The following is a 23,513-nucleotide window of genomic DNA, read 5'->3' on the forward strand; positions in this document are numbered from 1 at the left end:
TCCGGCCCGGTGCCGTCCGGCCCGGTGTCCGTCCGGCCCGGTGTCCGTCCGGCCCGGTGTCCGTCCGTCCGGCGTCCGTCCGGCGTCCGTCCGGCCCGGCGCTCGCCCGGCCGGCGGCCTGGCGCGGCAGTTTGCCGCCGTCTCGCCGGCAGTTGCCCGCGGTCTCGTCGCCAGTTCGGCGACATGGTGGTATCCGGCCCGCCGCGTATCGGCAGTTCGCCGACATGGCGGTGTCCGGCGTACCGGGTCACCGCCATGTCGCCGACATGGAGTGGATCTTCCGCGCCCCGGCCTCCCGAACTGGGCAGGCCGGCCAGCGGGCCGCTAGTAAGGGGCCGGCCGCCCGCCAGGCGCGGGGGTGTCCGTGGCGGGGTGCCGGCGCTGGGCGTGCGAGGTCAGGCTGCGCCGTGCTGCCGGGCGCGTGGGTGCCCTTGGCGATGCGGTGGAGATGGGGCGTGGGCGCTCTGGCGGCGCGGCGCCGCCGCTGGCGACCACCGAGGGTCTCCGTGCCACGCGCTTGTGTGGGCGTGGGTGGTGGGGCCGCGCGCTGTCGCGCCGAGGGCTGTGGGTGCCGTGGCGGCAGGCTGTGGTGGGCGTGAGGGTCCGGCGGCGCGCCGGGGACCTCGGCGGGCGCGGCGGGTGTCCGCAGCGGTGCGCCGTTGGCGTGGTGGTCAGGCGGCGCGGCGGTGGGCCGGCGGGCGCCCACGGCGGCCGGTGAGCTGCGTCGCGCGGAAGGCGAACGTGGCGATCAGCACGGCGGCGCCGCAGCCGGTGCAGACCAGCTCGGGACAGTCGGCGCCGTGCCCGTCGGCGCACGGCGGCGCCTCGAACGGCTGAACGCCCTCGCAATTGTCACAGTGGAACTCGCGCTCCGACACGGGCGTCTCCTCTCGCTCCGGCCGCCGGCGGGTGCCGCACACGACGGAGGTGAATCACTCCGATGTAGTTTCGCACGCGGGTCCGACAGGACCGCTCAGGCGGGGCGGTGGCGGCCGGACCCGCCGGGCTCACCTGCGAGAAGCCGCACAGCGACAGGTTGGTCCCGGCCGGCGGGTTGATCCACTCGAGATCATTGCAACCGGGGCCTCCCTGCCCGTCGACACCCTGACGTCATGGATCCCGAGTCGATCATCACCGCCGGACCGCCGGACCGTGACCCGTCGGACCGTGACCCGTCGGACCCGCCAGGACCGCCGGGCCGCCGGACCGTGGGCCGTTGGGCGCCGGGACCGCGAGCCGTTGGCACCGTCGGACCCGCCGGGCCGTCGGACCGCCAGGACCGCCGGACGGTGACCCGCCGGACCGCCGGACCGCCGGACCGCCGGACCGCCGGACCGCCGGACCGCCGGACCGCGGGCCGTTGGGCCGGACCGCCGAGCCGTTGGGACCGTCGGACCCGCCGGACCGTCGGACCCGCCAGGACCCCGGACGGTGACCCGCCGGACCGCCCTGACCGCCGGACCCGGTGGGGGACGCCGGTCAGGTCGGGGTCAGGTCGGGGTCAGGCGGTGCGGGCGATCTCGACCCAGCGGTCCAGGGTCGCCGCCGCGGCGCCGGAGTCGATCGACTCGGCCGCCCGGGCCATGCCGGCGCGCAGCGCTTCGATCAGGTCACCGTCGAGTGGGCCCTGGGTGGCCAGCGCCGCCGCCGCGTTGACCAGGACGGCGTCCCGGACCGGACCGGTCTCGCCGGCCAGCAGACGGCGGGCCACGTCGGCGTTGAAGGCGGCGTCCCCGCCGCGCAGGTCGCCGATCGTGGACCGGGGCACGCCGAGGTCGGTCGCGTCGAGCACCGTCTCGCGTACGGTGCCGCCCTGCGCCACCCAGACCCGGGTGGGCGCGGCGGTGGTGAACTCGTCCAGCCCGTCCTCGCCCCGCATCACCAGCACCGAGTCGCCGCGACCGGCGAACACCCCGGCCATCACCGGGGCCATCCGGACGTCGAAGCAGCCCACCGCGCCGGCCCGGGGCCGGGCCGGGTTGCTCAGCGGGCCGAGGAAGTTGAAGACGGTGGGTACGCCCAGCTCGCGCCGGACCGGGCCGGTGTGCCGCATGCCGGGGTGGAACCGGGCCGCGAAGCAGAACCCGATGCCGGCCTCGATGACGCAGCGGGCGACCCCGTCCGGGCCGAGATCCAGTGGCACGCCGAGGAACTCCAGCAGGTCGGCGGTGCCGCACGAGGAGGACGCGGCGCGGTTGCCGTGCTTGACCACGCGTACGCCGGCGCCGGCCACCACCAGGGCGGCCATGGTGGAGATGTTGACGGTGTGGGCGAGGTCACCGCCGGTGCCCACCACGTCCAGCGCGGTCGAGCGCAGCTCCTCGCCGAGCGTGACCGGGACCGCCCGGCCGAGCATCGCCTCGACCAGACCGGCAAGCTCGGCCGAGGTCTCGCCCTTGGCGCGCAGCCCCACGGCGAACCCGGCGATCTGCGCCGCGGTCGCCGAGCCGGCCATGATCTCGCCCATCGCCCAGGCGGTGTCGGCGGTGGAGAGCTCCTCGCCGCGCAGCAGCGCGTTGAGCAGTTGCGGCCAGGTCCGATCGCCCATCGCGGGCCTCCCGAGCGTGCGTGATGCGGGTGGGATGAACCGGCGCCGGTCGGTCCGGCGCCGTGGCGGTGCCGGAGCGGGGGACGTCAGGCGGTTGCGTGCGTCCGCAGCAGCTCGGCCACCGTGGTGCCGGTGGTCACCGGGTCGAGCGGGTGCACCAGGGTGGCGTCGACCTCGGCGTAGGCGGCGAGCCATCGGTCGGCGGCGCGGGCGATCACCACGCACGTCGGGGGAGCGTCTTCGCGGTCGTCCTTGACCTGGCGGGCGATGCCGATGCCGCCGCCGGGGCTCGCCTCGCCGTCGAGCAGCAGCAGGTCGATCTCGTAGTCGTCGACCAGGCGGATGACCTCCTGGTAGGTCGACGCCTCGACGAACTCGATCTCGAGGCCGGGCGCGGGCCGGGTGCCGACGGCAAGCCGCATCCGGTCACGGACCTGCGGGTCGTCGCTGTAGAGCAGGACGGTGCAAACACGATCGCTCATCGCTGGACTGGCTCCCACCTCGTAGCTGCCCGCTGATCGTACCGGTCGACGTGATGTACGTGACGTCCCGCCCGGCGGCATCGTCGGGGCGTACCGTTCGAGCTGCTCAGGCGGTGGATTCGGCGGCGCGCTCGCGGGCCTCCTGGCGGTCCAGCTCGCGGTCGATCCGGCGGGCCTCGCGTTCGGACTGCTTCACCCACTGCACGACCAGCACCGCGAGCATGGTCACACTGACGAACTCGCCGCCGGCCCAGAGGATGCCGCCGGCGAGGACCTGGTCGTCGCGCGGGTCCGCCCAGGTCAGCCCCAGCGACGGGTACCAGTCGCCGCCGAAGAGCGTGGTGCTCTGCATGATGGTGAGTCCGAGCACGGTGTGGAACGGCACGGAGAGCAGCATCAGCAGCGCCCGGGCCGGGTACGGCCACCGCCCGGGCAGCGGGTCGAGGCCGAGCAGCGGCCAGAAGAACACGCAGCCGGTCATGATGAAGTGCGCGTGCACCAGCTCGTGCGCCCAGGCGTGCTCGAGGGTGAACCGGTAGAGGTCGGTGAAGTAGAGCGCGAACGGGTTGACCACGAAGATCGCGAACGCCACCAGCGGGAAGCTGTAGACCCGGGCGACGCGGCTGTGCACGATCGCCAGCAGGCGCTTGCGCGGCCCGACCGGCAGGGTGCGCAGGGCCAGCGTCATCGGCGCGCCCAGGGCCAGGAAGATCGGCGACACCATCGACAGCACCATGTGCTGGATCATGTGCACGCTCAGCAGCGCGGTGTCGTACGCGTGCAGCCCGCTCACCGTGACCAGCGCGATGCCGCCGAGCCCGGGGCCGAGGAAGAAGACCGTCCGGGCGACCGGCCAGCGGTCGCCGCGGATCCGCAGCCGGTGCACGCCGTAGAGGTAGATCCCGGCGGCGAGCACCAGGCCGAGGGCGAGCCAGCTGTCCAGCCGGGTCTCGGTCAGTACGGCGCTGATGGTGAACGGTGGCGGGGTCGCCTCGCCCCCGGCGGCCAGGCTCGGCACGGCGGCCGAGGTGGCGGTGGCCACGCTCGACGGGACGCCCGAGGTGGCGGCGAAGATCGGATCGACGTGCAGCACGCTTTTCAGGCTAGGCCAGGCGAACCGGACCTTCACGATCGGGCCACCTGGGGCGCGGGTTTGCCACCCCGCTGATCGCCGACGCCGGTCAGGGGCAATAATGACCGCGTGACTGCGGCCCCAGCCATTGACAAGAGCCGGATCCACTCCCTGACCCGACCGAACATGGTCAGCGTCGGGACGATCGTGTGGCTCTCCAGCGAACTCATGTTCTTCGCGGCGCTGTTCGCGATGTACTTCTCCATCCGCGCGGCGGCGCCGGAGCAGTGGGCGGAGCACACCGAGGTCCTCAACATCCCGTACGCGACCACCTTCACGGTGATCCTGGTGTTGTCCTCGGTGACCTGCCAGCTCGGTGTCTTCGCGGCCGAGCGGGGCGACGTGCACTCGTTGCGGCGCTGGTTCACGCTCACCTTCGTGATGGGCCTGATCTTCGTACTCGGGCAGCTGAACGAGTACCGCGAGCTGGTGCACGAGGGCGTCAAGATCAACCACGACGGGTACGGGTCGATGTTCTACCTGACCACCGGCTTCCACGGTCTGCACGTGACCGGCGGTCTGATCGCCTTCATCATCTTCATGATCCGCACCACCATGGGCCGGTTCACCCCGGCGCAGGCGACCTCGGCGATCGTCGTGTCGTACTACTGGCACTTCGTGGACGTCGTGTGGATCGGGCTCTACGCCATGATCTACTGGCTTCAGTGATCTTGGCGCGTCACGAACCGCGCCGTTGCTCCGTCCCCTGAGACAAGGTCCAACCGGTTAAGGACACAGGTCATGACTTCTGACAACGACCGCCGACGCGGTCTGCTCGCGCGGCTGCGCGAGCGGCCCGCAGCGCGCAGCAGGGGCCGCCGCCGGCTGGGCGCCGCGGTCCGCCTGCTCGCCGCGCTGATTCTGGCCGGCGGCGCCTACACCGCTTTCGCCCCCGGCGCCCAGGCGCAGGACGATCCGACGCTGACCGGTGCCGCCGCCGAGGGCAAGGCGCTGTTCGACGTGAGTTGTGTGACCTGTCACGGTCGCAACGCGCAGGGTGTCGAGGGGCGCGGGCCGAGCCTGATCGGTGTCGGCGCGGCCTCGGTCGAGTTCCAGGTCAGCACCGGCCGGATGCCGCTGGCCCGGCAGGAGGCGCAGGCGCACCGCAAGCCCCCGCTCTTCACCGACGACCAGACCCGCCAGCTGGCCGAGTACATCCAGCAGCTCGGCGGTGGCCCGGTGGTGCCGAACGGCAGCGACCTGCGTGACGACGCCGACATCGCGGCCGGCGGTGAGCTGTTCCGGATCAACTGCTCGCAGTGCCACGCGTTCGGCGGTGGCGGCGGCGCGCTCTCCTCGGGCAAGTTCGCCCCGAGCCTGCACCCGGCGAGCGACCGGCAGATCTACGCGGCCATGCTGAGCGGCCCGCAGAACATGCCGGTCTTCGGTGACAACCAGATCACCCCGGAGCAGAAGGCGGACATCATCGCCTACATCCAGGAGACCCTGAAGCACGACCAGGACCCGGGTGGCTTCAACCTCGGTCGGTACGGCCCTTCCACGGAGGGACTGGCGATCTTCCTGGTCGGCATCGTGGCGCTGGTCTTCGCCAGCCTGTGGATTGCGGGCAAGTCGTGACCGACAATGGATTCAGTGCTGTGGTGCCGTGGGTCGGCACCGCCGGTAGCGAGGTGACGGCATGAGCACGCACACCGAGCACCAGGCCCAGCAGGGCCGGGAGCCGCTCGACGTGAACACCCCCGGCCTGACCCGTTTCGACATCGTCCGCGAGGGCGCACGCCGGGACGACATCGAGATCGTCCACTACGAGCAGCAGGTCGTGCCGGGCTCGAAGGCCGAGCGCCGGCTCACCCGCCTGGTCGCCTCGATCTTCCTGCTCACCGGCCTGGCGGCGACCGCCTTCCTGGTGGTCTACATCTGGTGGCCCTGGGAGTACGCCCCGGGCCGCGGTGGCGACAAGCTCTACACCCCGCTGCTCGGCGTCACCCTCGGCGTGGCCCTGCTCGGCATCGGCTTCGGCATCCTGATCTGGGGCAAGAAGCTGCTGCCCAAGGAGGTCTCGATCCAGGACCGGCACGAGGGCGCCGTGGACGCGGACGGCCGCACCATCACCGGCCAGACGATGCTCTACATGGCCGACGAGCTGGGCGTGAAGCGCCGTCCGCTGCTCGGCATCTCGCTGCTCGCCGGGCTGGCGCCGGTCGCCGCGGTCGCCGCGGCGCCGCTGGTCGGCGGGTTGATCTCCAACCCGCACAAGAACAACCAGATGTTCACCACCGGGTTCGCTCCGGCCGAGGGCGGTCAGAAGATCCGGCTGGTCCGCGAGGACGGCCGGCCGGTCCGCCCGGCGGACATCAGCGCCGGTGGCCAGCTGACCGTCTTCCCCGGCATCGAGCACGGTGTGAGCAACCAGCACGCCGATTCGCCGACGCTGCTGATCCACCTTCGCGACTCGGACGCGCAGCAGTCGCGCCGGGCCAACGAGAAGGAGGGCCACGGCGACTTCATGTGGGGCAACTACGCGGCGTTCTCGAAGATCTGCACGCACGCGGGCTGCCCGGCAAGTCTCTACGAGCAGCAGACCAACCGGCTGCTCTGCCCGTGCCACCAGTCGCAGTTCCTGATCACCGACAACGCCCGGCCCGTCTTCGGCCCCGCCAGCCGGCGGCTGCCGCAGTTGCCGATCGAGGTTGACGCCGAGGGCTTCTTCGTTGCGAAGTCCGACTACACCGAGACCGTCGGGCCAGACTTCTGGGAGCGGCCATGAAGCGTCGTAAGTTCGACCTGGCGGCGACGCCGGGCAAGGCCGCGGTGGGAGTGGACGACCGCTTCCAGGTGGCCACCCCGTTGCGCCGGCTGCTGAACAAGGTCTTCCCGGACCACTGGTCCTTCCTGCTCGGCGAGATCGCGCTCTTCTCGTTCATCGTGCTGCTGCTCACCGGGGTCTTCCTGACCTTCTTCTTCGAGCCGGCGATGACCGAGGTGGTCTACAACGGCAGCTACGCCCCGCTGCGGGGCACGCCGATGTCCGCCGCGTACGCCTCCAGCCTCGACATCTCGTTCGAGGTCCGGGGCGGCCTGATCATGCGGCAGATGCACCACTGGGCGGCGCTGCTGTTCATGGCCGCCATCGTCGTGCACATGCTGCGGGTCTTCTTCACCGGCGCGTTCCGCAAGCCGCGCGAGACGAACTGGATCATCGGGTCGCTGCTCTTCTGGGTCGGCTTCCTGGCCGGTTTCACCGGCTACTCGCTGCCGGACGACGGTCTCTCCGGCACCGGCCTGCGGATCGCCTCGGCGATCATGCTCTCCATTCCGGTGATCGGCTCCTGGCTCACCTCGTCGATCTTCGGCGGGGAGTTCCCGGGCACGATCATCATCAGCCGCTTCTTCATCGCCCACGTGCTGCTCATCCCGGGCCTGCTGCTCGCGCTGATCACGGTCCACCTGGGCCTGGTCTTCAAGCAGAAGCACACCCAGTGGCCCGGCCCCGGCCGGACCAACGGCAACGTGGTCGGCGAGCGGATGTTCCCGCGGTACGCGATCAAGCAGGGCGGCTTCTTCATGGTCGTCTTCGGCGTGATCGCGCTGATGGGCGGTCTGTTCCAGATCAACCCGATCTGGCTCTTCGGCCCGTACGAGGCGTGGGTGGTCTCGGCCGCCAGCCAGCCGGACTGGTACGTCATGTTCCTGGACGGCTCGACCCGTCTGATGCCGGCGTGGCAGATCCCCATCCCGATCGGCGACGGCTACGTCATCCCGCCGCTGTTCTGGCCGACGGTGGTCCTGCCCGGCATCCTGGTCGGCCTCTCGACCATGTACCCGTTCCTGGAGGCGCGGCACCTCAAGGACCGCAAGAGCCACAACCTGCTCCAGCGGCCTCGGGACGCACCGGCCCGGACCGCGGTCGGCGCGATGGCGGTCAGCTTCTACATCGTGCTGACCCTCTCCGGCGCCAACGACGTCATCGCCGACAAGTTCCAGATCAGCCTGAACGCGATGACCTGGGCCGGTCGGATCGGGTTGTTGATCCTGCCGCCGCTGGCGTACTACGTCACCTACCGGCTCTGCCTCGGTCTGCAGCAGCACGACCGGGAGGTGCTCGCGCACGGCGTCGAGACCGGCATCATCCGGCGGCTGCCGGACGGCCGGTTCGTCGAGGTGCACCAGCCGCTCAGCGCGGCTGACGGGCACGACGGGCACGGCGAGCTGCCGTACGCCGGCTGGGTGGTGCCGAAGAAGATGAACCGGCTCGGTGCCCTCGGCCCGGCGATCCGGGGCTTCTTCTACCCGATCGAGCGGCCGGCCGAGGCGCCCGTCTCGCCGGGACACCCGCCGGTCGAGCCCCGACCGGAGCGCGAGGAGATCAGCAGCGGCGAGAGCCGTCGCTGACCTGAACCACCTGGACGTGGCGTCCGCCGGATCCTCCGGTGGGCGCCACGTCCGTTTTCCACCCCCGGGACCGGACGTACCCGGCGGCGCCGGGCGGCCGGTCCGGAGCCGGACGGTGCGACCTACTGCGCCATCCCCTCGCGTCGGGCGATCGCAGGAATAACCCCGGTGAGCCGGGTATCCGTGCGGTCCAACGTCTCAAGGGGAGGAAGCATGTTGGGTATCAAACGCCTTGGCCTGATGGCCGCGCTGGTGGTGGTCGGCCTGGCGCCGGCCGCGGCCGCGCAGGCCGCGGCACAGCCGTCGTCGCAGGACACCCAGTACCTGCAGGCGATCCATCAGGTCAACCTGTTCGAGATCACCACCGGTGAACTGGCCCAGCAGAAGGGTCAGAACCAGGGGGTCAAGGACCTGGGCAAGATGTTCGTGACCGACCACACCCAGCTGGACCAGACGGTGCAGCAGACCGCCTCCCAGCTCAACGTCCAGCTGCCCAACGCGCCCACCGCGGACCAGCAGGCCGTGATCGACCAGCTGAACAACCTGTCCGGCCAGGAGTTCGACCGGCAGTGGGTGACCGCGGAGCTGGCCGGTCACGTCCAGGCCATCCAGGCCACCCAGACGGAGATCTCGCAGGGCTCCGAGCAGTCGGTGGTCCAGCTGGCGCAGACCGCGCTGCCGGCCCTCCAGGCGCACTACGACGAGCTGGTCCAGCTGGCCCAGCAGCTGGGCATCCCGGTTCCGCAGGCCAGCGCCAGCGGTACGCCGAGCCCGGGTGGCACCGAGTCGCCGGGCACTGAGTCGCCGGGTACCGAGTCGCCGGGTACCGAGTCCCCGGCTCCGGGTGGCACCACCGAGTCGCCGGCTCCGGGCGGCGGCACCACCGAGACGCCGGTTCCGAGCGAGAGCTGACGTCAGGCAGCACCGGCGGCCGGTCCATCAGTCAGGTGGGCCGGCCGCCGTACGTCCGCACCCGGGCGCGGGCGCGCCCGCCGTCAGTCGGCGCCGGCCAGGCCGATCGCGAACGCCTCCTCCAGGTCGTGCTGCGAGTACGCCCGGAAGGCGATGTGCGACTCGGTGTTCAGCACGCCCGGCACCTTCGAGATGCTGCCCGCGATCACCTGGGCGATCTGCTCGAACTCGCGTACCCGGACCATGGCGATCAGGTCGACGTGCCCGGCCACCGAGTAGACCTCGCTGACACCGGGCAGGTTGGCCAGGGTCTCGGCCACCTCGGGGATCGAGTCGGTGGCGCAGTCGATCAGCACGATCGCGGTGATCACGGGACATTTCTCCGTTCGTCGGCTTCGTCGCTCATGCCGGCACTCCGCTACGCTCGGTGCCGTCGTGAGGCACCAGCGCGCAGCGTCGATGTTTCGCTCGCTGACGCTCGCTCATCCTAGATCCTCCCCGGTGCCCGGGCGGCCGGCACGGTGAGGTCGTCGCCGGCCCGGATCACCTCGTGCAGCCGCTCGTCGGCGCGGACCGTCGCGCCGGGCCAGAGCACGCATCGGTCGACGTCGCCGCGCACGGTGGCGCCCGCCCCCACCACCGACCCCCGGCACCGGCCGGTGACCGTCGCGCTCGGGTCGACCAGGCCCTCGTCGCCGGCCGCGTGCAGGTTCGCGGCCAGGTAGTCGGCCGGCGTGCCGGTGTCGTAGAACGTGCCCCGGTAAGGCACCACGCTCAGCGCGCCCGCCGCCTCGGCGGGCCGCCAGACGGTGTGCACCAGATCGCCGAACCCGGCCGGCAGGTCCCGGACCAGCGGCCAGGGCAGCAGCGAGAACCCGGTGAAGGTGTGCCCGTCGAAGGTGCCGGGCGCCCTCGGGTCGGCGGCCGGCTGGCCCAGCAGGCGTACCTCCCGGCCGTCCCAGTCGGCGAGCAGCGCGGCGACGTCCGCGCCGGGCGGGGCGGCGGGGTCGGCCAGGTAGGCGTCCGCGTTGCCGACCAGCACCGGCCGGCCGGCGATCCAGTCGCGCAGGTGCGCCACCCCACCGGCGGTGCCGAGCGGGTCGCCCGGCTCGACCGACAGATGTGCCCGCCCCCCGACGTGCTCGACCACCTGCCCGGCCAGGTAGCAGGCGTTCACCGCCACCCGCTGCGGCCCGGTCAGCCCGAGCCCGGCCAGCCGGGCCAGCGCCCGGTCGAGCAGCGGCACGTTGCCGACCGGGCAGAGCGCCTTGGGCAACCGTTCCGTCAGCGGCCGGAGCCGGGTGCCCTCACCGGCGGCGAGCACCACGGCACAGACGTCGCCCGCGCCGGCCGGAAGCACGTCACTGCTCCGCGTCGGGCACCGGCGGGGAGAACTGCCCGACCAGCGGGCCGATTCCGTAGTAGGCGAGCAGCCGCGCCGTCGGCCAGCTGAGCCGGGGCAGGTCGTCCAGCGGATGCCAGGCGGCCTCGAAGACCTCCGCCCCGTCGACCGTCAGCTCGGTGCTCGACGCCGGCACCTCGGCGGTGAAGACCACGTCAACCCACCCCTTGGCGTGCACCACGGCGTTCGGCACGGCGGGGGTCAGCCGGGCGGGGGAGAGCCGAATGCCGGACTCCTCGTGCAGCTCGCGGGCCGCGCCGACCACCGGCGCCTCGCCGCGTTGCAGCAGGCCGGCGGGGAGCGTCCAACTGTGCCCGGGTGGCTGGCGGAGCAGCAGCAACCGGCCCGCCCCCTCGGCCTCGGCGTCGCGGACCAGGGTCACCGCGCCGACGATGTACTTCGGCACGGCGAGCCGGACCAGGCGGCGGCGCACCGGCAGCGGCAGCCGGTAGAAGAGCTGGTATGCGACGGCTCGTCCGGTGGCGCGCGAGCGGGGGATCATGACTCCAGGCTAGTGGTCGCGAGCGCCGCTCGTGCCCGGCGGGGGCCGGCGGTCACTGCCGGTGATCTACGAGGTCGATCAGCTGCCGGACCACCGCGTCCGGTTCGATCACCCGGTCGAAGACCGCGACCAGCAGGGTCTCCAGGTCGGGGTAGCCCAACTCCTCGGCGAGCCGCAGCAGCGGCAGATCGCTGGCCAGCCCGCGGTTGTGCTGACGCAGGGTGAGCCCGATGGTGGCCCGGCCGAGGCGTACCTTGTCGCTGATCGTGATGCCCGGCTCGGTGTGTTCGGCGAACCAGCGGTTGATCTGCATCTGCGCGTGCGGCGACTTCACGAAGCCGAGCCACTCCTTGCGCGGGCCGCGCGGCGCCGCCTCGGCCTCGAAGCCGTTGTCGGCGTCGTTCTCGGTGAAGATCTCCACCACGTCGCCCTCCTCCAGTTCGGAGGAGAGCGGCGCCAGCCGGCCGTTGATCCGGGCGGCGAGGCAGTGGTCGCCCCGTTCGGTGCCCAGCTCGTAGGCCAGGTCGACCGGGGTGGCGCCGGCCGGCAGCACGACCTGCCGGCCGTCGGCGAACACCTGGATCTGCGCCTCGGCCAGGTCACAGCGCAGCGACTCGAGGAACTGGGCGGGGTCGGCCGCGTCCTGCTCCCAGTCGAGCACCCGGTGCAGCCAGGAGAGCTGCTCACCGCTGGTGGCCGCGCCGCCCCCGGGGCGGGGAAAGCGGTATTCGGCGGCGATGCCGTACTCGGCCGAGCGGTGCATCTCCTCGGTGCGGATCAGCACCTCGACCGTGCGGTCCTTCGGGCCCAGCACGCTGGTGTGCAGGGACCGGTAGAGGTTGTTCTTCGGCGAGGCGATGTAGTCCTTGAACCGGCCGGGCACCGGGCGCCAGGTGCCGTGGATCGCGCCGAGCGCGGCGTAACAGTCGGTGGCCGGGCCGTCCACCACCACCGCGATGCGCGGCAGGTCGTAGGGGGCGCTGTGGCCGCCGCCGACGGTGTCCTTCCAGATCGAGTAGAGGTGCCGGGGACGCGGGCTCACCTCGGCGTCGACCCGGCTGCGGCGCAGCGCCACCTTCGCCTTCGCGACCACGTCTTCGAGGTAGGCGTCCCATCCGGGCCGGTCGTGCACGTGTCGGGCGAGCCGGGCGTGCTCCTCGGGCTCCAGGTGCAGCAGCACCACGTCGTCCAGCTCCCGCTTGAGCGTCTGGATGCCCAGCCGGTCGCAGAGCGGAACCAGTACCTCCTGGGTGGCCCGGGCGATGCGCTGCCGGGACGCCGCCGACCGGACGCCGAGGGTGCGCATGTTGTGCAGCCGGTCGGCGAGCTTGATGATCAGCACCCGGACGTCGCGGCCGGCCGCGACGATCATCTTGCGGATCGTCTCGGCCTCGGCCGCCTTGCCGTAGAACGCCTTGTCGAACTTGGTCACCCCGTCGACCAGGTGGGCCACCTCGCGGCCGAAGTCCTCCTGGAGGGCCTGCAGGGTGTAGCGGGTGTCCTCCACGGTGTCGTGCAGCAGCGCCGCGACCAGGGTGATGGTGTCCATCCCCAGGTTGGCGCAGATCTGCGCGACGGCGAGCGGGTGGGTGATGTAGGGCTCGCCGCTCTTGCGGAACTGGCCGCGGTGCATGTTGTCGGCGATGGTGTAAGCCCGGCGCAGCACCGCGGGGTCGGTGCCGGAGTGGATGCTCCGATGGGTGCGGACCAGGTGGTTGACCGGGTCGCTGTCGGCGGTCGGCCAGGTGAGCAGTGACCGTAGCCGGCGGGTCAGGGGCAGCTCGCCCGGCTGGGTCGGAAGGGCGCCCCCCAGGGCGGCGCCGTGTCCGGCGTCGACGTCCACGAGGGACACCTCCTCACCCCGGCCCCGCGGCTGCCAAAACCCGGCAACCGGGAGCAGGCCCACGAAACGGGCAGGACTGCACTTCTCTAACAGACTAAAGGAGTCGACGTAGTCCGATCGGTCACTTGGTCATGAGCGTTCGGTCGAGAGTTGGTGGGACGCGGCGGCCTCGGCCTTGGCCAGCAGGTCGCGGAACCGGGCCGCGCCACGGACCGGGGATGACCATCCGGAGGACATCTCGACCAGCCGGGTCTCCGGTCGCTCCAACCAGGACAGGATCCGTTCGGACTCCTCGGCGGTGGCCCGGGGGACCGGGCCGTGCCCGGCCGGGACCGTCTCGGCGGTGGCCCGGATGGCGGCCAGCGTCGGTCGTGGATGAACGCCGGCCGGGGACACCCCGGCGCCGGCCAGCCGGCCGTGCCGGACCAGCGCCAGCTCCCAGCCGCCGCGCGCCGCCGGCCGCGCCGCGGCCAGCTCGGCGATCCCGGTCAGGGCGGCGAGCCGCTGCATCCGTACCGCGGCCCGCAGCACCGCGACCAGCCGGGCGCGGACCACAGCGGCCTCCTCGTAGCGCTGGTCGTGCGAGAGCACCTCGATCCGGGCCAGCAGCGCGTCCACCACCACCTGCGGGTCGTCGGCGGTCGCGGTGCGGAACGGCGCCGCGGCGCGGTGGTCGTACTCCTCGGGGGTGATCTGGTGCTCGCACGGCGCCGGGCAGCGACCCAGCTCGGCCAGCGCGCAGGCCGGCGTGACGGTACGCAGGGAGAGCCGGTGGGTGCACTGACGCAGCGGCACCGCGTCGTGGAAGCCCGCCGCGGCCAGCTCGGCGGAGCGCCGGGAGGTGAACGGCCCGAGGTAGGCCTGGTCGGCGGGGGAGATGTCGCGGACCACCGACAGCCGGGGGTAATGCTCGTCGGTGAGCTTGAGCCAGACCATCCGCTCGGGATATTTCGACCGGCGGTTGTAGGGCGGCGCGTGCGCGGCGATCAGCCGCAGCTCGCGGACCTCGGCCTCCAGCGAGTGCGCGCACTCCACCGCCTCGACCCGCTCGGCGGCGGCGAGCATCTCGGAGATCCGGGCGCGCTTCTCGGCGGCGGTGAAGTAGCTGCGCACCCGGGTGGCGATGTCGCCGGAGGTGCCGACGTAGAGCGGCCGGTCGTCGGCGGCCCGGAAGATGTAGACCCCGGGCGCCTTCGGCAGCCCCTCGGCCAGGTGCCGCTTGCGACGCTGGGTGGGGGTGACCGCCCGGGCGAACTCGATGGCGTCGCCGATGGTGTCGACCCGGTGCCCGCCGAGGCGCGCGATCAGGCCGTGCAGCACGTCGACGGTGGCCTTGGCGTCGTCGAGCGCGCGGTGGGTCGGCTGGGTGGCGGTGCGGAAGTAGGCGGCCAGGGTGCCCAGCTTGCGGTTGGGCACCTCGTCGCGGGTGAGCACCCGGCGGGCCAGCGCGGCGGTGTCGAGCACCCGGGGGTTGGGCCAGCGGTAGCCGTGCCGGGCGCAGGCCGCCTTGAGGAACCCGACGTCGTAGGGCGCGTTGTGGGCCACCAGCACAGCGTCGGCGATGAACTCCAGGAAGCTCGGCAGCACCTGCTCGATCGGCGGCGCCGGCACCAGCATGGCCTGGGTGATGCCGGTCAGCACGGTGATGAACGGCGGAATCGGCTCGCCCGGGTTGACCAGGGTGGCGAGCACGCCCAGTTGCTCGCCGCCGCGCACCTTGACCGCGCCGATCTCGGTGATCCCGCCGCCGTCCGGGGCGCCGCCGGTGGTCTCCAGGTCGACCACCACGAAGGTGGTCGCGTAGAGCGGCAGGGCCGGGTCGATCCCACCCCCCTCGGTGGTGTCGAGACCGGCCAGCGCCTGCTGGACGTACTCCGCCTGTGCCATCCGCGGCACGCTAGCGTCCCGGTCCGACACTCCCGTCCCAGCTGCCCCACCATTCACCACGCGGCTAGGATGAGAGATCGGCTCACTCACCAGGCGGTGGGCCCGGTCGCGGTGGGAGACTTGCCACATGCCCCTCACCGAGCCTTACGACGACCACCTCCAGCCGGAGGACCAGGTCGCCGCCGGGGGCAACGCCGCTGATCCCGACGGGGCCGTCCCGACGCCCGGCGACCTCGACCCAGCCCCTGAGCGCGACCCGGACGACGCCGAACCGGGCGCGGACGCCGCCGGTCCGGGACCGGAGGGCGCCGCGCCCGAGCCGGAGCCCATCCTCCCCGAGCCGGTACGCCAGCGGATCGTGACGCTCACCGCCGCGGTGCTGCCCGGGCTCCCGCTCGACGAGGTGCCGGTGCCGCTGCGCCGGGTGGCCAAGTTCGCCCCCAACCGGCGGGCCCGCCTCGGCGCGCCGGCAATCGCCGCCCAGCTCACCGCCGACCCGCTCTTCCGGCAACGGGTCACCGCCCGGGTGCTCGCCGACGCCGGTGACCTCGGCGCGGCCGTGGTCGACGGCACCGCTCCGGCCGCCGCCGACCCGGTCGAGGTGGCCGCGCTGGCCTACCTGGCCCGGCCGAGGGGCTGGCGCGAGCTGATCGAGGCGAGCGGCGCCGCGGTCCGGGCCGAGGTCGACAGCGCGGTGGTCGCCGAGTTGGTGCGCGAGGCCGAGCAGCGGGCCACCCGGGCCGAGCACGACCGGGCGGTGGCCCGGGTCGAGGCCGAGAAGCTCCGCGACGAGCTGGCCCGGGTCCGCGAGGAGATCGGCCAGCTGCGCGAGGAGTCCCGACAGCTGGCCCGTTCGCTGCGGGAGACCCAGGCCCGGGAGCGCCGGGCCAACGAGCTGCTCGCCACCGAGCGGGGTCGGGCCGCCCGGGCGACCGCCGACGTCGACGCCGAGCTGCGCCGGGCCCGGGCCCGACTGGCCGAGGCGGAGGCCGCCGCCGGGGTGGCCCGGGCCAGCGCCAAGGAGGCGCGCTCGGTCGACGACGCCCGGCTCTGGCTGCTGCTGGAGACCATCGGCCAGGCCGCCGTCGGGTTGCGCCGGGAACTCGCCCTGGACCCGGTCGACAAGCTGCCCGCCGACTTCGTGGCCGACGCGTTCGCCGACCAGTCCGCCGCCACCGGCGCGGGCGCCGCCGCCCGGGCCCGGGACACCGACGACCCGGCCCGGCTGGACCAGTTGCTCGCGCTGCCCCGGGCGCACCTGGTGGTGGACGGCTACAACGTCACCAAGCGCGGCTTCGGCGAGATGTCGCTGGAACAGCAGCGCAAGCGTCTGATCACCGGCCTGGGCGGGATCGCCGCGCAGACCGGCGACGAGGTCACCGTGGTCTTCGACGGCGCCGACCGGATGCACGGGCTGCCACCCGCGCCGCGCGGCGTGCGGGTGCTCTTCTCCCGCAAGGGGGAGACCGCCGACGAGCTGATCCGCCGCCTGGTCCGCGCCGAGCCGTCGGGCCGGCCGGTGGTCGTGGTCTCCTCCGACCGCGAGGTCGCCGACGGGGTACGCCGGCACGGCGCGTACCCGCTCGGCGCCGACTCGCTGCTGCGCCGGCTGGCCCGCTCCTGACGGAGATCGGCGGGTGGCTTGATCGGGTTCGGTGCGGCTGCACACCGGTTGTCCGATTCTGTCGTACCCCCCGACTACGGTCGATGTGACCGACGGTGGTCGGGTGACGACGAGGTCGCCGCGCCCGCCGCCGCAGCCCGTCAGGAGGCTTCATGCTCATCGACTGCGATCGGTGCGAGATCCGGGGCGCCGGCTGTTCCGGCTGCCTGGTGACCGCCCTGCTCGACGACCGGTCCCCGGCCGCCGACCTCGACGCCGCCGAGCGTCGGGCGATCGAGGTGTTCGCCCGGGCCGGGTTCGAGGTGGAGGTGCTGCCCACCCCGCGGCGCCCCGCCGCCCGGCCCCGTCCGGCCCGCCGCCGGGTGGCCTGACCCGCCGGCCTGCGGCCCCGCCGTCCGGTCTCCGCCGCCCGGCCCAGGCATCGGGCACCGCCGCTGCGCTCGACCCGGCGGGCCATAGGATGGGCGGTCACGGCGGGAGGAGCGGCGGGATGACGCGGGTACGGCGGGGTGGGCGCGGGCGCCCGCGCGGCGGGATGCCGGCATGACCCCGCGCGGTTGGGCGCTGCTGACCCTGGCCGGGCTGGCCGTCGCGCTGGTCGTCACCGTGGCGCTGCTGATCCCCTGGCACCGGCCACCGGCGCCCCGGGCCGACCAGCTCGCCGCGCTGCGTGACCTGCCGGCCGAGCAGGTGGCCCGCGGGCGGGAGTTCCGGGCCGCGCTGCGCCCCGGTGGCTACGCGTCGCTGGCGGTGGGCCTGCTGGTCGCCCTCGCGCTCGGGCTGACGCCGCTGGGCAGCCGGCTGATCGAGCTGGCCGGCCGGCCGTTCGGCGGGCACTGGGCCGCCCAGGCGATCGTCGGCGGCCTGGCCGTGGTGCTCGTCGCCGACCTGGTCACCCTCCCGTTCGCCGCCTGGCGGCAGTCGGTGCTCACCCGCTACGGGCTGAGCACCAACGGCTGGACCGGCTGGCTGGTCGACCTGCTCAAGTCGTACGCGGTGAGCGCGGTGATCGGCGCGGTCGCGCTGCTCGGCTTCTACACCGTCATCCGGCTCGCGCCGCGCTGGTGGTGGGCCTTCGGCGCGGCCGGCGCCGCCGGTCTGGTGGTGCTGCTCTCATTCGTGCTGCCGGTGCTGGTGGAGCCGGTGTTCAACCGGTTCACCCCCATGGAGCCCGGTCCGCTGCGCAGCGAGCTGACGGCGATGGCCGCCCGTGACGGCGTACCGGTACGCGACGTGCTGGTCGCCGACGCGTCCCGGCGGACCAGGGCGGTCAACGCCTACGTCTCCGGACTCGGGCCGACCCGTCGGATCGTGGTCTACGACACCCTGCTGCGCGAGGCGTCGCCGGCCGAGGTGACCGCCGTGGTCGCGCACGAGCTGGGGCACGCCCGGGACCGGGACGTCACGGTGGGCACCCTGACCGGCGCGCTGGGCGCCGCCGCGGCGGTGGTGGCGCTCTACCTGATCGGCTCGTGGGCCCCGCTGCTGCGGCTGGCCGGCGTCGACTCGGTCGCCCAGCCGCGCGCGTTCCCGCTGCTGGTCGCCCTGGTCACGGTGGTGGGGCTGGTCGCCTCGCCGGTGCAGGCGCTGATCTCCCGACGGGTGGAGGCGCGGGCCGACGCGCACGCGCTGGCGCTGACCGACGATCCGGCCGCCTTCGAGTCGATGCAGGGCCGGCTGGCCTCGGTCAACCTCGCCGATCCCGATCCGCCCCGCTGGGAGTACCTCTACTCCGCCACCCACCCGTCGACGGTCGAGCGGATGGCCGCCGCCCGCGCCTACGCCAGGGAGGCCGGCAGATGAGCCGGACGCTGCTGATCACGAACGACTTCCCGCCCCGCCCCGGCGGGATCCAGTCCTTCGTGCACAACCTCGCGGTGCGCCAGCCCTCCGGCTCGGTGGTGGTCTACGCGTCCAGCTGGCGGGGGGCGGCGAAGTTCGACGCCGACCAGCCGTTCGAGGTGATCCGGGAGCGCACCCGGGTGCTGCTGCCGACCCCGTTGGTGGCCCGCCGGGCGGCCCGACTGGCCCGGGCGTACGACTGCGACACGGTGTGGTTCGGCGCGGCTGCCCCGCTCGGGTTGCTCGCCGCCGGGCTGCGCCGCCGGGCCGGCATCCGACGCGTGGTGGCGCAGACGCACGGGCACGAGGTCGGCTGGGCCGCGGTGCCCGGGGCGCGGGCCGCGCTGCGCCGCATCGGCCGTGGCGTCGACGTCACCACCTACCTCGGCGAGTACACCCGGACCCGGCTGGCCCGGGCGCTGCACGGGTTGACCGAGCTGCACCGGCTGGCACCCGGGGTCGACGTGGACACCTACCACCCGGCCGTCGACGGGGAGCCGGTGCGGATGCGGCTCGGGCTGGCCGACCGGCCGGTGGTGGTCTGCGTGTCCCGGCTGGTGCCGCGCAAGGGCCAGGACATGCTGATCCGGGCGATGCCGGAGATCCGCCGCCGGGTGCCCGACGCCGCGCTGCTGGTGGTCGGCGGCGGACCCTACCGGACCGCGCTGGAGAAGCTGGCCCGGCAGACCGGGGTGGAGCGCGACGTGGTCTTCACCGGGTCGGTGCCGGCGGCCGAGCTGCCGGCGCACTACGCGGCCGGCGACGTCTACGCGATGCCGTGCCGCACCCGCAACCGCGGCCTGGACGTGGAGGGGCTCGGCATCGTCTACCTGGAGGCGTCCGCGACCGGCCTGCCGGTGGTGGCCGGCGACTCCGGCGGCGCCCCGGACGCGGTCCGCGAGGGGGAGACCGGCTACGTGGTACGCGGCCGCGACGTCGCCCAGCTCGCCGACCGGGTCTCGCGGCTGCTCGCCGACCGGGACCTGGCCCGCCAGCTCGGCGCGGCCGGCCGGGCCTGGGTGGAGCGGGAGTGGCGCTGGGAGGCCCAGGCGCAGCGGATGGCCGCCCTGCTCGCCGGCTGACCGGCGGGGCGGGTTCAGGCGGCGAGGGTCTCCCGCCGTGGGGCGTAGCGCGGGACGTACTCCTGGCCGGTCAGGTGTTGAATCGCCGCCATCACCTCGTCGGTGAGCGCGCGGACGTCGCGCGGCCCGTGGACGCGGCCGGCGACGGGGATCGGGGGCCCGAACCGTAGCGTCACCGGATGCCGGCGGGGCAGTCGCGCGTCGATGGGCAGCACCTGCGCGGTGCCGAGCACGCCGACCGGGATGATCGGCACCTCGGCGTCCCGGGCCAGCCGCACCACCCCGGTTCGGCCCCGGTGCAGCCGTCCGTCGGGCGAGCGGGTGCCCTCCGGGTAGACCGCGACCAGGCCGCCGGCGCGCAGCACCGGGATCGCGGCGTCGAACGCGGCGAGGACCGCCCGGCCGCCGGCGCGCTCGACCCGGATGGCGCCCATGCCGCTGACGATCCGCCGGCTGAGCCAGCCGCGCGGGCCCCGGCCGGAGAAGTACTCCGACTTGGCCCAGAAGGCGACGTGCCGGGGCGTGACGGTGGCCAGGAAGAGCTCGTCGGCGACCGAGAGGTGATTGCCGGCGAGGATCGCGCCGCCGTGCCGGGGCAGGTGCGCCAGCCCTTCGACGCGGGGGCGCCAGCCGACCCGCAGGGCGCCGCCCACGGTCAATTTGCCGAGGTCGTAGAGCAGGGGCACGTCTTCTCCTCAGGGGGCGTCACGCGGGGCCGAGGTGCGCGTCCAGCGCCGCGCGTAGCAGCGCGTCGTCGTCGGTGGCGTCGGTCGCCAGTTGGAGGCTGCCCCAGGCCCAGAGCTGGGCGATGCCGTGCAGGTTGGCCCAGAGCGCGCCGGCGAGGACCGGGGCGGCCGCGTCGGCCGGCCGGCGTGCCTGCGCGACCAGGTCGACCAGCAGGGTGAAGAGCGGCAGGCTGGTGTCGCGCAGCCCGAGCCGGCCGCTGTTCAGCAGGTCGTGCCGGAACATCAACTCGAACATGCCGCGGTGCGCGGCGGCGTAGTCGAGGTAGCCGCGGGCGAGGGCGGCGAGCCGGTCGCGCGGAGCGGGGCCGGCGTCGCGCACCGTGGTGGTGACCCGGGCGGTGAGGTCGGCATAGCCTTCCCGCGCGATCGCCGAGAGCAGGTCGAGGTGGGTGGGAAAGTACCGGCGGGGTGCGCCGTGGGACACGCCGGCGCGGCGGGCGATCTCGCGCAGGGAGACCGCCGACAGGCCCTCGTGCAGCACCAGGTCCACGCCGGCGGCGACCAGCCGAGACCGGACGCTCGCCTCCTGCTCGCTCATAGACACTGTCTACCAGCGAGGCGTAGACGCTGTCTACCCGGCGATGCGCTCCAGGATGCGCTCTGCGGGGGCGGGACGGCCGAAGTGCCAGCCCTGGCCGGCGTCGCAACCGATCGCCCGCAACCGCTCGGCCTGCCCGACGGTCTCCACCCCCTCGGCGGTCACCGTGAGGTCCAGCGCGTGCGCGAGCGACACCAGCGAGGCGAGGATCCGCTCGTCGGTGCGGTTCGCCGGCTCCACCGCCGGCACGCGCAGCCCGGCCACGAACTCGCCGGCCACCTTCAGCTCCGTCACCGGCAGGTCCCGCAGGTACGCCAGGTTGCTGTAGCCGGTGCCGAAGTCGTCGATGGCGATCCGTACGCCCAGGTCGGCGAGGACCCGCAGGGCGCGCACCGGCTCCCCGGTGGTGCTCATCATGGTGCTCTCGGTGATTTCCAGCTGGAGCCGTTCCGGCGGCAGCCCGGTGCGCTGCAACAACCCGCGCACCTCCTGCACCAGGCCGGGCCGGTGCACCTGCCGTACCGCCAGGTTGACGCTGACGAACGGCGCCAGCTCGCCCCGCGCCGACCAACGCTCCGCTTCCCGACAGGCCTCGGCCAGCACCCACGCGCCGAGCGGGACGATCAGCCCGGTCTCCTCGGCCAGCCCGATGAAGCTGTTCGGGTGCAGCACCCCCAGCTCCGGGTGACGCCACCGGACCAGTGCCTCCACGCCCAGCAGGGTGCCGTCGCGCAGCGAGGTCAGCGGCTGGTAGTCCAGGTAGAACTCGCCCCGCTCCAGCGCCGCCGGGATGGCCGCGGAGAGCGCGTAGCGGGCCAGCTCGCGCCGGTTGCGGTCGGCGTCGTAGACCGCCCAGCGGGCCCCGCCGGCGGCCTTCGCCCAGTGCAGCGTGCTGTCGGCGGCCCGCATCAGGTCGCCGGGGGTGCTGCCGGCGATCTGCCGCTCCACGATGCCGATGCTCGCCGTCACGCTCAGCTCGTGGCCGTCCACGACGGCCGGCTCGCTGACCGCGGTCAGCGCGGCCTCGGCCACCGCGACCACGTCGTCGGTGCCGCCCGTGCGCTCCACCAGGACGACGAACTCGTCACCGCCGAGCCGGGCGACCAGATGCCCGTCCAGGGCCCGGCGGAGCCGTTCGGCGACCCTGGTGAGCAGCCGGTCGCCGATCTGGTGCCCGAGCGAGTCGTTGACCACCTTGAACCGGTCCAGGTCCAGGAAGCAGAGCCCGATCCGCTCCGCGCCCCGGCCCGGCTCGTTCAGCGCGGCGGTCAACCGCTCGGTGAACAGGGTGCGGTTGGGCAGGTCGGTGAGCGGATCATGGGTCGCCTGGTGGCGGAAGCGTGCCTCGCTGGCCCGCAGCGCCCGCTCCGCCTGGGTGCGGGCCATCATCACGGCCCGGCGGATCGACTCCTGCTCGTCCAGGGTCCGGTCGCGCAGGGCCCGGGCGTAGCCGGTGGCCACCGCGGCCAGCAGCCGGGCCATCCGGTCCTCCACGTCGTCGGCGACCAAACCCAGGTCGCGGACCAGCCGGAGCTGGACCACCTCGACCGTACGGCCCAGCCCCTCGGCCGAGGCGATGTGGTTGGCGACCAGCTCGGCGCCGACCCGGTAGCCGGGGCGCAGGTCGAACGGCTCGGTCAGCAGCGCGCCGGCCAACTGCTCGGTGAGCCGTTGCAGCAGCGCCTCCAGCTGATCCTGGGTCATCGGCAGGAAGCTGGTGCCGGTGACCGCCTTGGCCCACGCCCGGGCGAACGTCCCGGGCCGGGACGCCGCCCTCGTCGCCGCCGGCGAATCAGCCACCGAGCCGCCCGACCCCGCCCATGAAGACCGCACGCTCGGCGTCCTCCGCGCTGTCCGGCGACTCCGGGCGCCACTCGGGAACCCAGACGACACCCGGCTCGATCAGCTCGAAGCCGTCGAAGAGCGCGGTCAGCTCGGCCCGGCTGCGTACCCAGAGCGGGTTGTCCGTGCGCCGGTAGACCCGCTCCGCCTCGGCCCGCTCGTCCTCGCTGCGCCCGTCGTCGCTGGCCTGCGAGAGCACCAGGTGGCTCCCGGGAGCCAGCGCCTCGCGCAGGGTGGCCAGGATCTCGCCCGGCCGGTCGTCGTCGGCGACGAAGTGCAGCACCGCGACGACCATCACGGCGACCGGCTGGTCGAAGTCGATCAGCCGGCGTACCTCCGGGTGGGCCAGGATCTGCCGCGGGTTGCGCAGGTCCTCCTGCACCACGGTGGCCTGGTCGTTGCCGTCGAGGATCTCCCGGCTGTGCGCCACCGCCACCGGGTCGACGTCCACATAGACCACCCGGGACTCCGGGGCGTTGCGCTGGGCGATCTCGTGCACGTTGCCGACCGTCGGAATGCCCGAGCCGATGTCGAGGAACTGCCGGACCCCGGCGTCGGTGAGGTACTGCACCGCCCGGCGCAGGAACGCCCGGTTGGCCTGGGCCATCAGCGGCGCCTCGGGCACTGCGGCCACCATCGCCTGCGCGGCGGCCCGGTCGGCGGCGAAGTTGTGCGAGCCGCCGAGGTAGTAGTCGTACATGCGGGCCACGCTCGGGCGTTCGATGTCGATGCTCTCGGGTGCCCAGTCCGGCCGCTGCATGCGCTCACCCCTCGTGTC

Annotated in this window: 22 protein-coding genes; 9 read left to right on the top strand and 13 right to left on the bottom strand. The window is 73.6% G+C overall.

Annotated elements, in window-relative coordinates:
- Window positions 1-671 precede the first annotated feature (671 nt).
- The 4 genes from ACIP9D_RS17885 to ACIP9D_RS17900 form a co-directional block, all read right to left on the bottom strand.
- Window positions 672-878 (bottom strand): hypothetical protein, encoded by a 207-nt coding sequence (locus tag ACIP9D_RS17885; RefSeq protein ID WP_350872255.1) that lies wholly within the window; start codon window positions 876-878, stop codon window positions 672-674.
- 623 nt (window positions 879-1,501) lie between these two features.
- Window positions 1,502-2,548, bottom strand: coding sequence for an anthranilate phosphoribosyltransferase (trpD, locus tag ACIP9D_RS17890; protein ID WP_350872257.1), 1,047 nt, complete (start codon window positions 2,546-2,548; stop codon window positions 1,502-1,504).
- Window positions 2,549-2,634: 86 nt separating this feature from the next.
- Complete coding sequence (locus ACIP9D_RS17895) at window positions 2,635-3,030, bottom strand: hypothetical protein (RefSeq protein WP_350872259.1); 396 nt, start codon at window positions 3,028-3,030, stop codon at window positions 2,635-2,637.
- A gap of 106 nt (window positions 3,031-3,136) precedes the next feature.
- Window positions 3,137-4,123, bottom strand: coding sequence for a cytochrome c oxidase assembly protein (locus ACIP9D_RS17900; protein ID WP_350872260.1), 987 nt, complete (start codon window positions 4,121-4,123; stop codon window positions 3,137-3,139).
- A 108-nt stretch (window positions 4,124-4,231) separates the two neighbouring features.
- Here ACIP9D_RS17900 and ACIP9D_RS17905 point away from each other — a divergent pair, with 108 nt between their 5' ends.
- The 5 genes from ACIP9D_RS17905 to ACIP9D_RS17925 all read left to right on the top strand — a co-directional run bounded on the left by ACIP9D_RS17905 (window position 4,232) and on the right by ACIP9D_RS17925 (window position 9,427).
- A complete protein-coding gene (locus ACIP9D_RS17905) occupies window positions 4,232-4,831 on the top strand; it encodes a heme-copper oxidase subunit III (RefSeq protein WP_350872262.1) in 600 nt (199 codons plus the stop codon).
- A 72-nt stretch (window positions 4,832-4,903) separates the two neighbouring features.
- Window positions 4,904-5,740 carry a cytochrome c gene (locus tag ACIP9D_RS17910; protein WP_350872264.1) on the top strand — a complete coding sequence of 279 codons (837 nt, stop codon included), beginning with the start codon at window positions 4,904-4,906 and terminating at the stop codon, window positions 5,738-5,740.
- Between the two features lie 61 nt (window positions 5,741-5,801).
- On the top strand, window positions 5,802-6,890 hold the full coding sequence (locus tag ACIP9D_RS17915) for a Rieske 2Fe-2S domain-containing protein (RefSeq protein WP_350872266.1): 1,089 nt from the start codon (window positions 5,802-5,804) through the stop codon (window positions 6,888-6,890).
- Entirely contained in the window at window positions 6,887-8,515 is a 1,629-nt protein-coding gene (locus ACIP9D_RS17920) for a cytochrome b N-terminal domain-containing protein (protein ID WP_350872268.1), read from the top strand. Before ACIP9D_RS17915 ends, ACIP9D_RS17920 begins: the two co-directional genes overlap by 4 nt.
- A gap of 213 nt (window positions 8,516-8,728) precedes the next feature.
- On the top strand, window positions 8,729-9,427 hold the full coding sequence (locus ACIP9D_RS17925; protein ID WP_350872270.1) for a DUF4142 domain-containing protein: 699 nt from the start codon (window positions 8,729-8,731) through the stop codon (window positions 9,425-9,427).
- Between the two features lie 83 nt (window positions 9,428-9,510).
- Here ACIP9D_RS17925 and ACIP9D_RS17930 read toward each other — a convergent pair whose 3' ends face one another.
- The 5 genes from ACIP9D_RS17930 to ACIP9D_RS17950 form a co-directional block, all read right to left on the bottom strand.
- Window positions 9,511-9,798 (bottom strand): Lrp/AsnC family transcriptional regulator, encoded by a 288-nt coding sequence (locus tag ACIP9D_RS17930; protein WP_088961047.1) that lies wholly within the window; start codon window positions 9,796-9,798, stop codon window positions 9,511-9,513.
- A 116-nt stretch (window positions 9,799-9,914) separates the two neighbouring features.
- Window positions 9,915-10,787, bottom strand: coding sequence for a sugar phosphate nucleotidyltransferase (locus ACIP9D_RS17935; protein WP_350872272.1), 873 nt, complete (start codon window positions 10,785-10,787; stop codon window positions 9,915-9,917).
- Window position 10,788: 1 nt separating this feature from the next.
- The gene (locus ACIP9D_RS17940; RefSeq protein WP_350872274.1) at window positions 10,789-11,331 is read right to left on the bottom strand and encodes an NUDIX domain-containing protein; all 543 of its coding nucleotides are present in this window, start codon (window positions 11,329-11,331) and stop codon (window positions 10,789-10,791) included.
- Between the two features lie 52 nt (window positions 11,332-11,383).
- Window positions 11,384-13,174, bottom strand: a complete 1,791-nt coding sequence (locus ACIP9D_RS17945) for a RelA/SpoT family protein (RefSeq protein WP_350872942.1) — start codon at window positions 13,172-13,174, stop codon at window positions 11,384-11,386.
- A gap of 129 nt (window positions 13,175-13,303) precedes the next feature.
- Complete coding sequence (locus ACIP9D_RS17950; RefSeq protein ID WP_350872275.1) at window positions 13,304-15,061, bottom strand: DEDD exonuclease domain-containing protein; 1,758 nt, start codon at window positions 15,059-15,061, stop codon at window positions 13,304-13,306.
- A 127-nt stretch (window positions 15,062-15,188) separates the two neighbouring features.
- On the opposite strand from ACIP9D_RS17950, the gene ACIP9D_RS17955 reads away from it, so the two are divergent.
- The 4 genes from ACIP9D_RS17955 to ACIP9D_RS17970 all read left to right on the top strand — a co-directional run bounded on the left by ACIP9D_RS17955 (window position 15,189) and on the right by ACIP9D_RS17970 (window position 19,609).
- A complete protein-coding gene (locus tag ACIP9D_RS17955) occupies window positions 15,189-16,685 on the top strand; it encodes an NYN domain-containing protein (RefSeq protein WP_350872277.1) in 1,497 nt (498 codons plus the stop codon).
- A 152-nt stretch (window positions 16,686-16,837) separates the two neighbouring features.
- Window positions 16,838-17,056, top strand: coding sequence for a hypothetical protein (locus ACIP9D_RS17960; protein WP_350872279.1), 219 nt, complete (start codon window positions 16,838-16,840; stop codon window positions 17,054-17,056).
- A 172-nt stretch (window positions 17,057-17,228) separates the two neighbouring features.
- Window positions 17,229-18,488 (top strand): M48 family metallopeptidase, encoded by a 1,260-nt coding sequence (locus ACIP9D_RS17965; protein WP_350872281.1) that lies wholly within the window; start codon window positions 17,229-17,231, stop codon window positions 18,486-18,488.
- A complete protein-coding gene (locus ACIP9D_RS17970) occupies window positions 18,485-19,609 on the top strand; it encodes a glycosyltransferase family 4 protein (protein WP_350872283.1) in 1,125 nt (374 codons plus the stop codon). Before ACIP9D_RS17965 ends, ACIP9D_RS17970 begins: the two co-directional genes overlap by 4 nt.
- 14 nt (window positions 19,610-19,623) lie before the next feature.
- Here the strand turns inward: ACIP9D_RS17970 and ACIP9D_RS17975 are convergent, their stop codons facing one another.
- The 4 genes from ACIP9D_RS17975 to ACIP9D_RS17990 form a co-directional block, all read right to left on the bottom strand.
- On the bottom strand, window positions 19,624-20,295 hold the full coding sequence (locus ACIP9D_RS17975) for a lysophospholipid acyltransferase family protein (RefSeq protein WP_350872285.1): 672 nt from the start codon (window positions 20,293-20,295) through the stop codon (window positions 19,624-19,626).
- A 19-nt stretch (window positions 20,296-20,314) separates the two neighbouring features.
- The gene (locus ACIP9D_RS17980) at window positions 20,315-20,893 is read right to left on the bottom strand and encodes a TetR/AcrR family transcriptional regulator (RefSeq protein ID WP_350872286.1); all 579 of its coding nucleotides are present in this window, start codon (window positions 20,891-20,893) and stop codon (window positions 20,315-20,317) included.
- Window positions 20,894-20,926: 33 nt separating this feature from the next.
- Complete coding sequence (locus ACIP9D_RS17985) at window positions 20,927-22,597, bottom strand: bifunctional diguanylate cyclase/phosphodiesterase (RefSeq protein WP_350872943.1); 1,671 nt, start codon at window positions 22,595-22,597, stop codon at window positions 20,927-20,929.
- 88 nt (window positions 22,598-22,685) lie between these two features.
- Window positions 22,686-23,495 carry an SAM-dependent methyltransferase gene (locus ACIP9D_RS17990; RefSeq protein ID WP_350872288.1) on the bottom strand — a complete coding sequence of 270 codons (810 nt, stop codon included), beginning with the start codon at window positions 23,493-23,495 and terminating at the stop codon, window positions 22,686-22,688.
- Window positions 23,496-23,513 lie beyond the last annotated feature (18 nt).

This window comes from Micromonospora sp. NPDC093243, from assembly GCF_044753725.1.
Taxonomy (GTDB): domain Bacteria; phylum Actinomycetota; class Actinomycetes; order Mycobacteriales; family Micromonosporaceae; genus Micromonospora.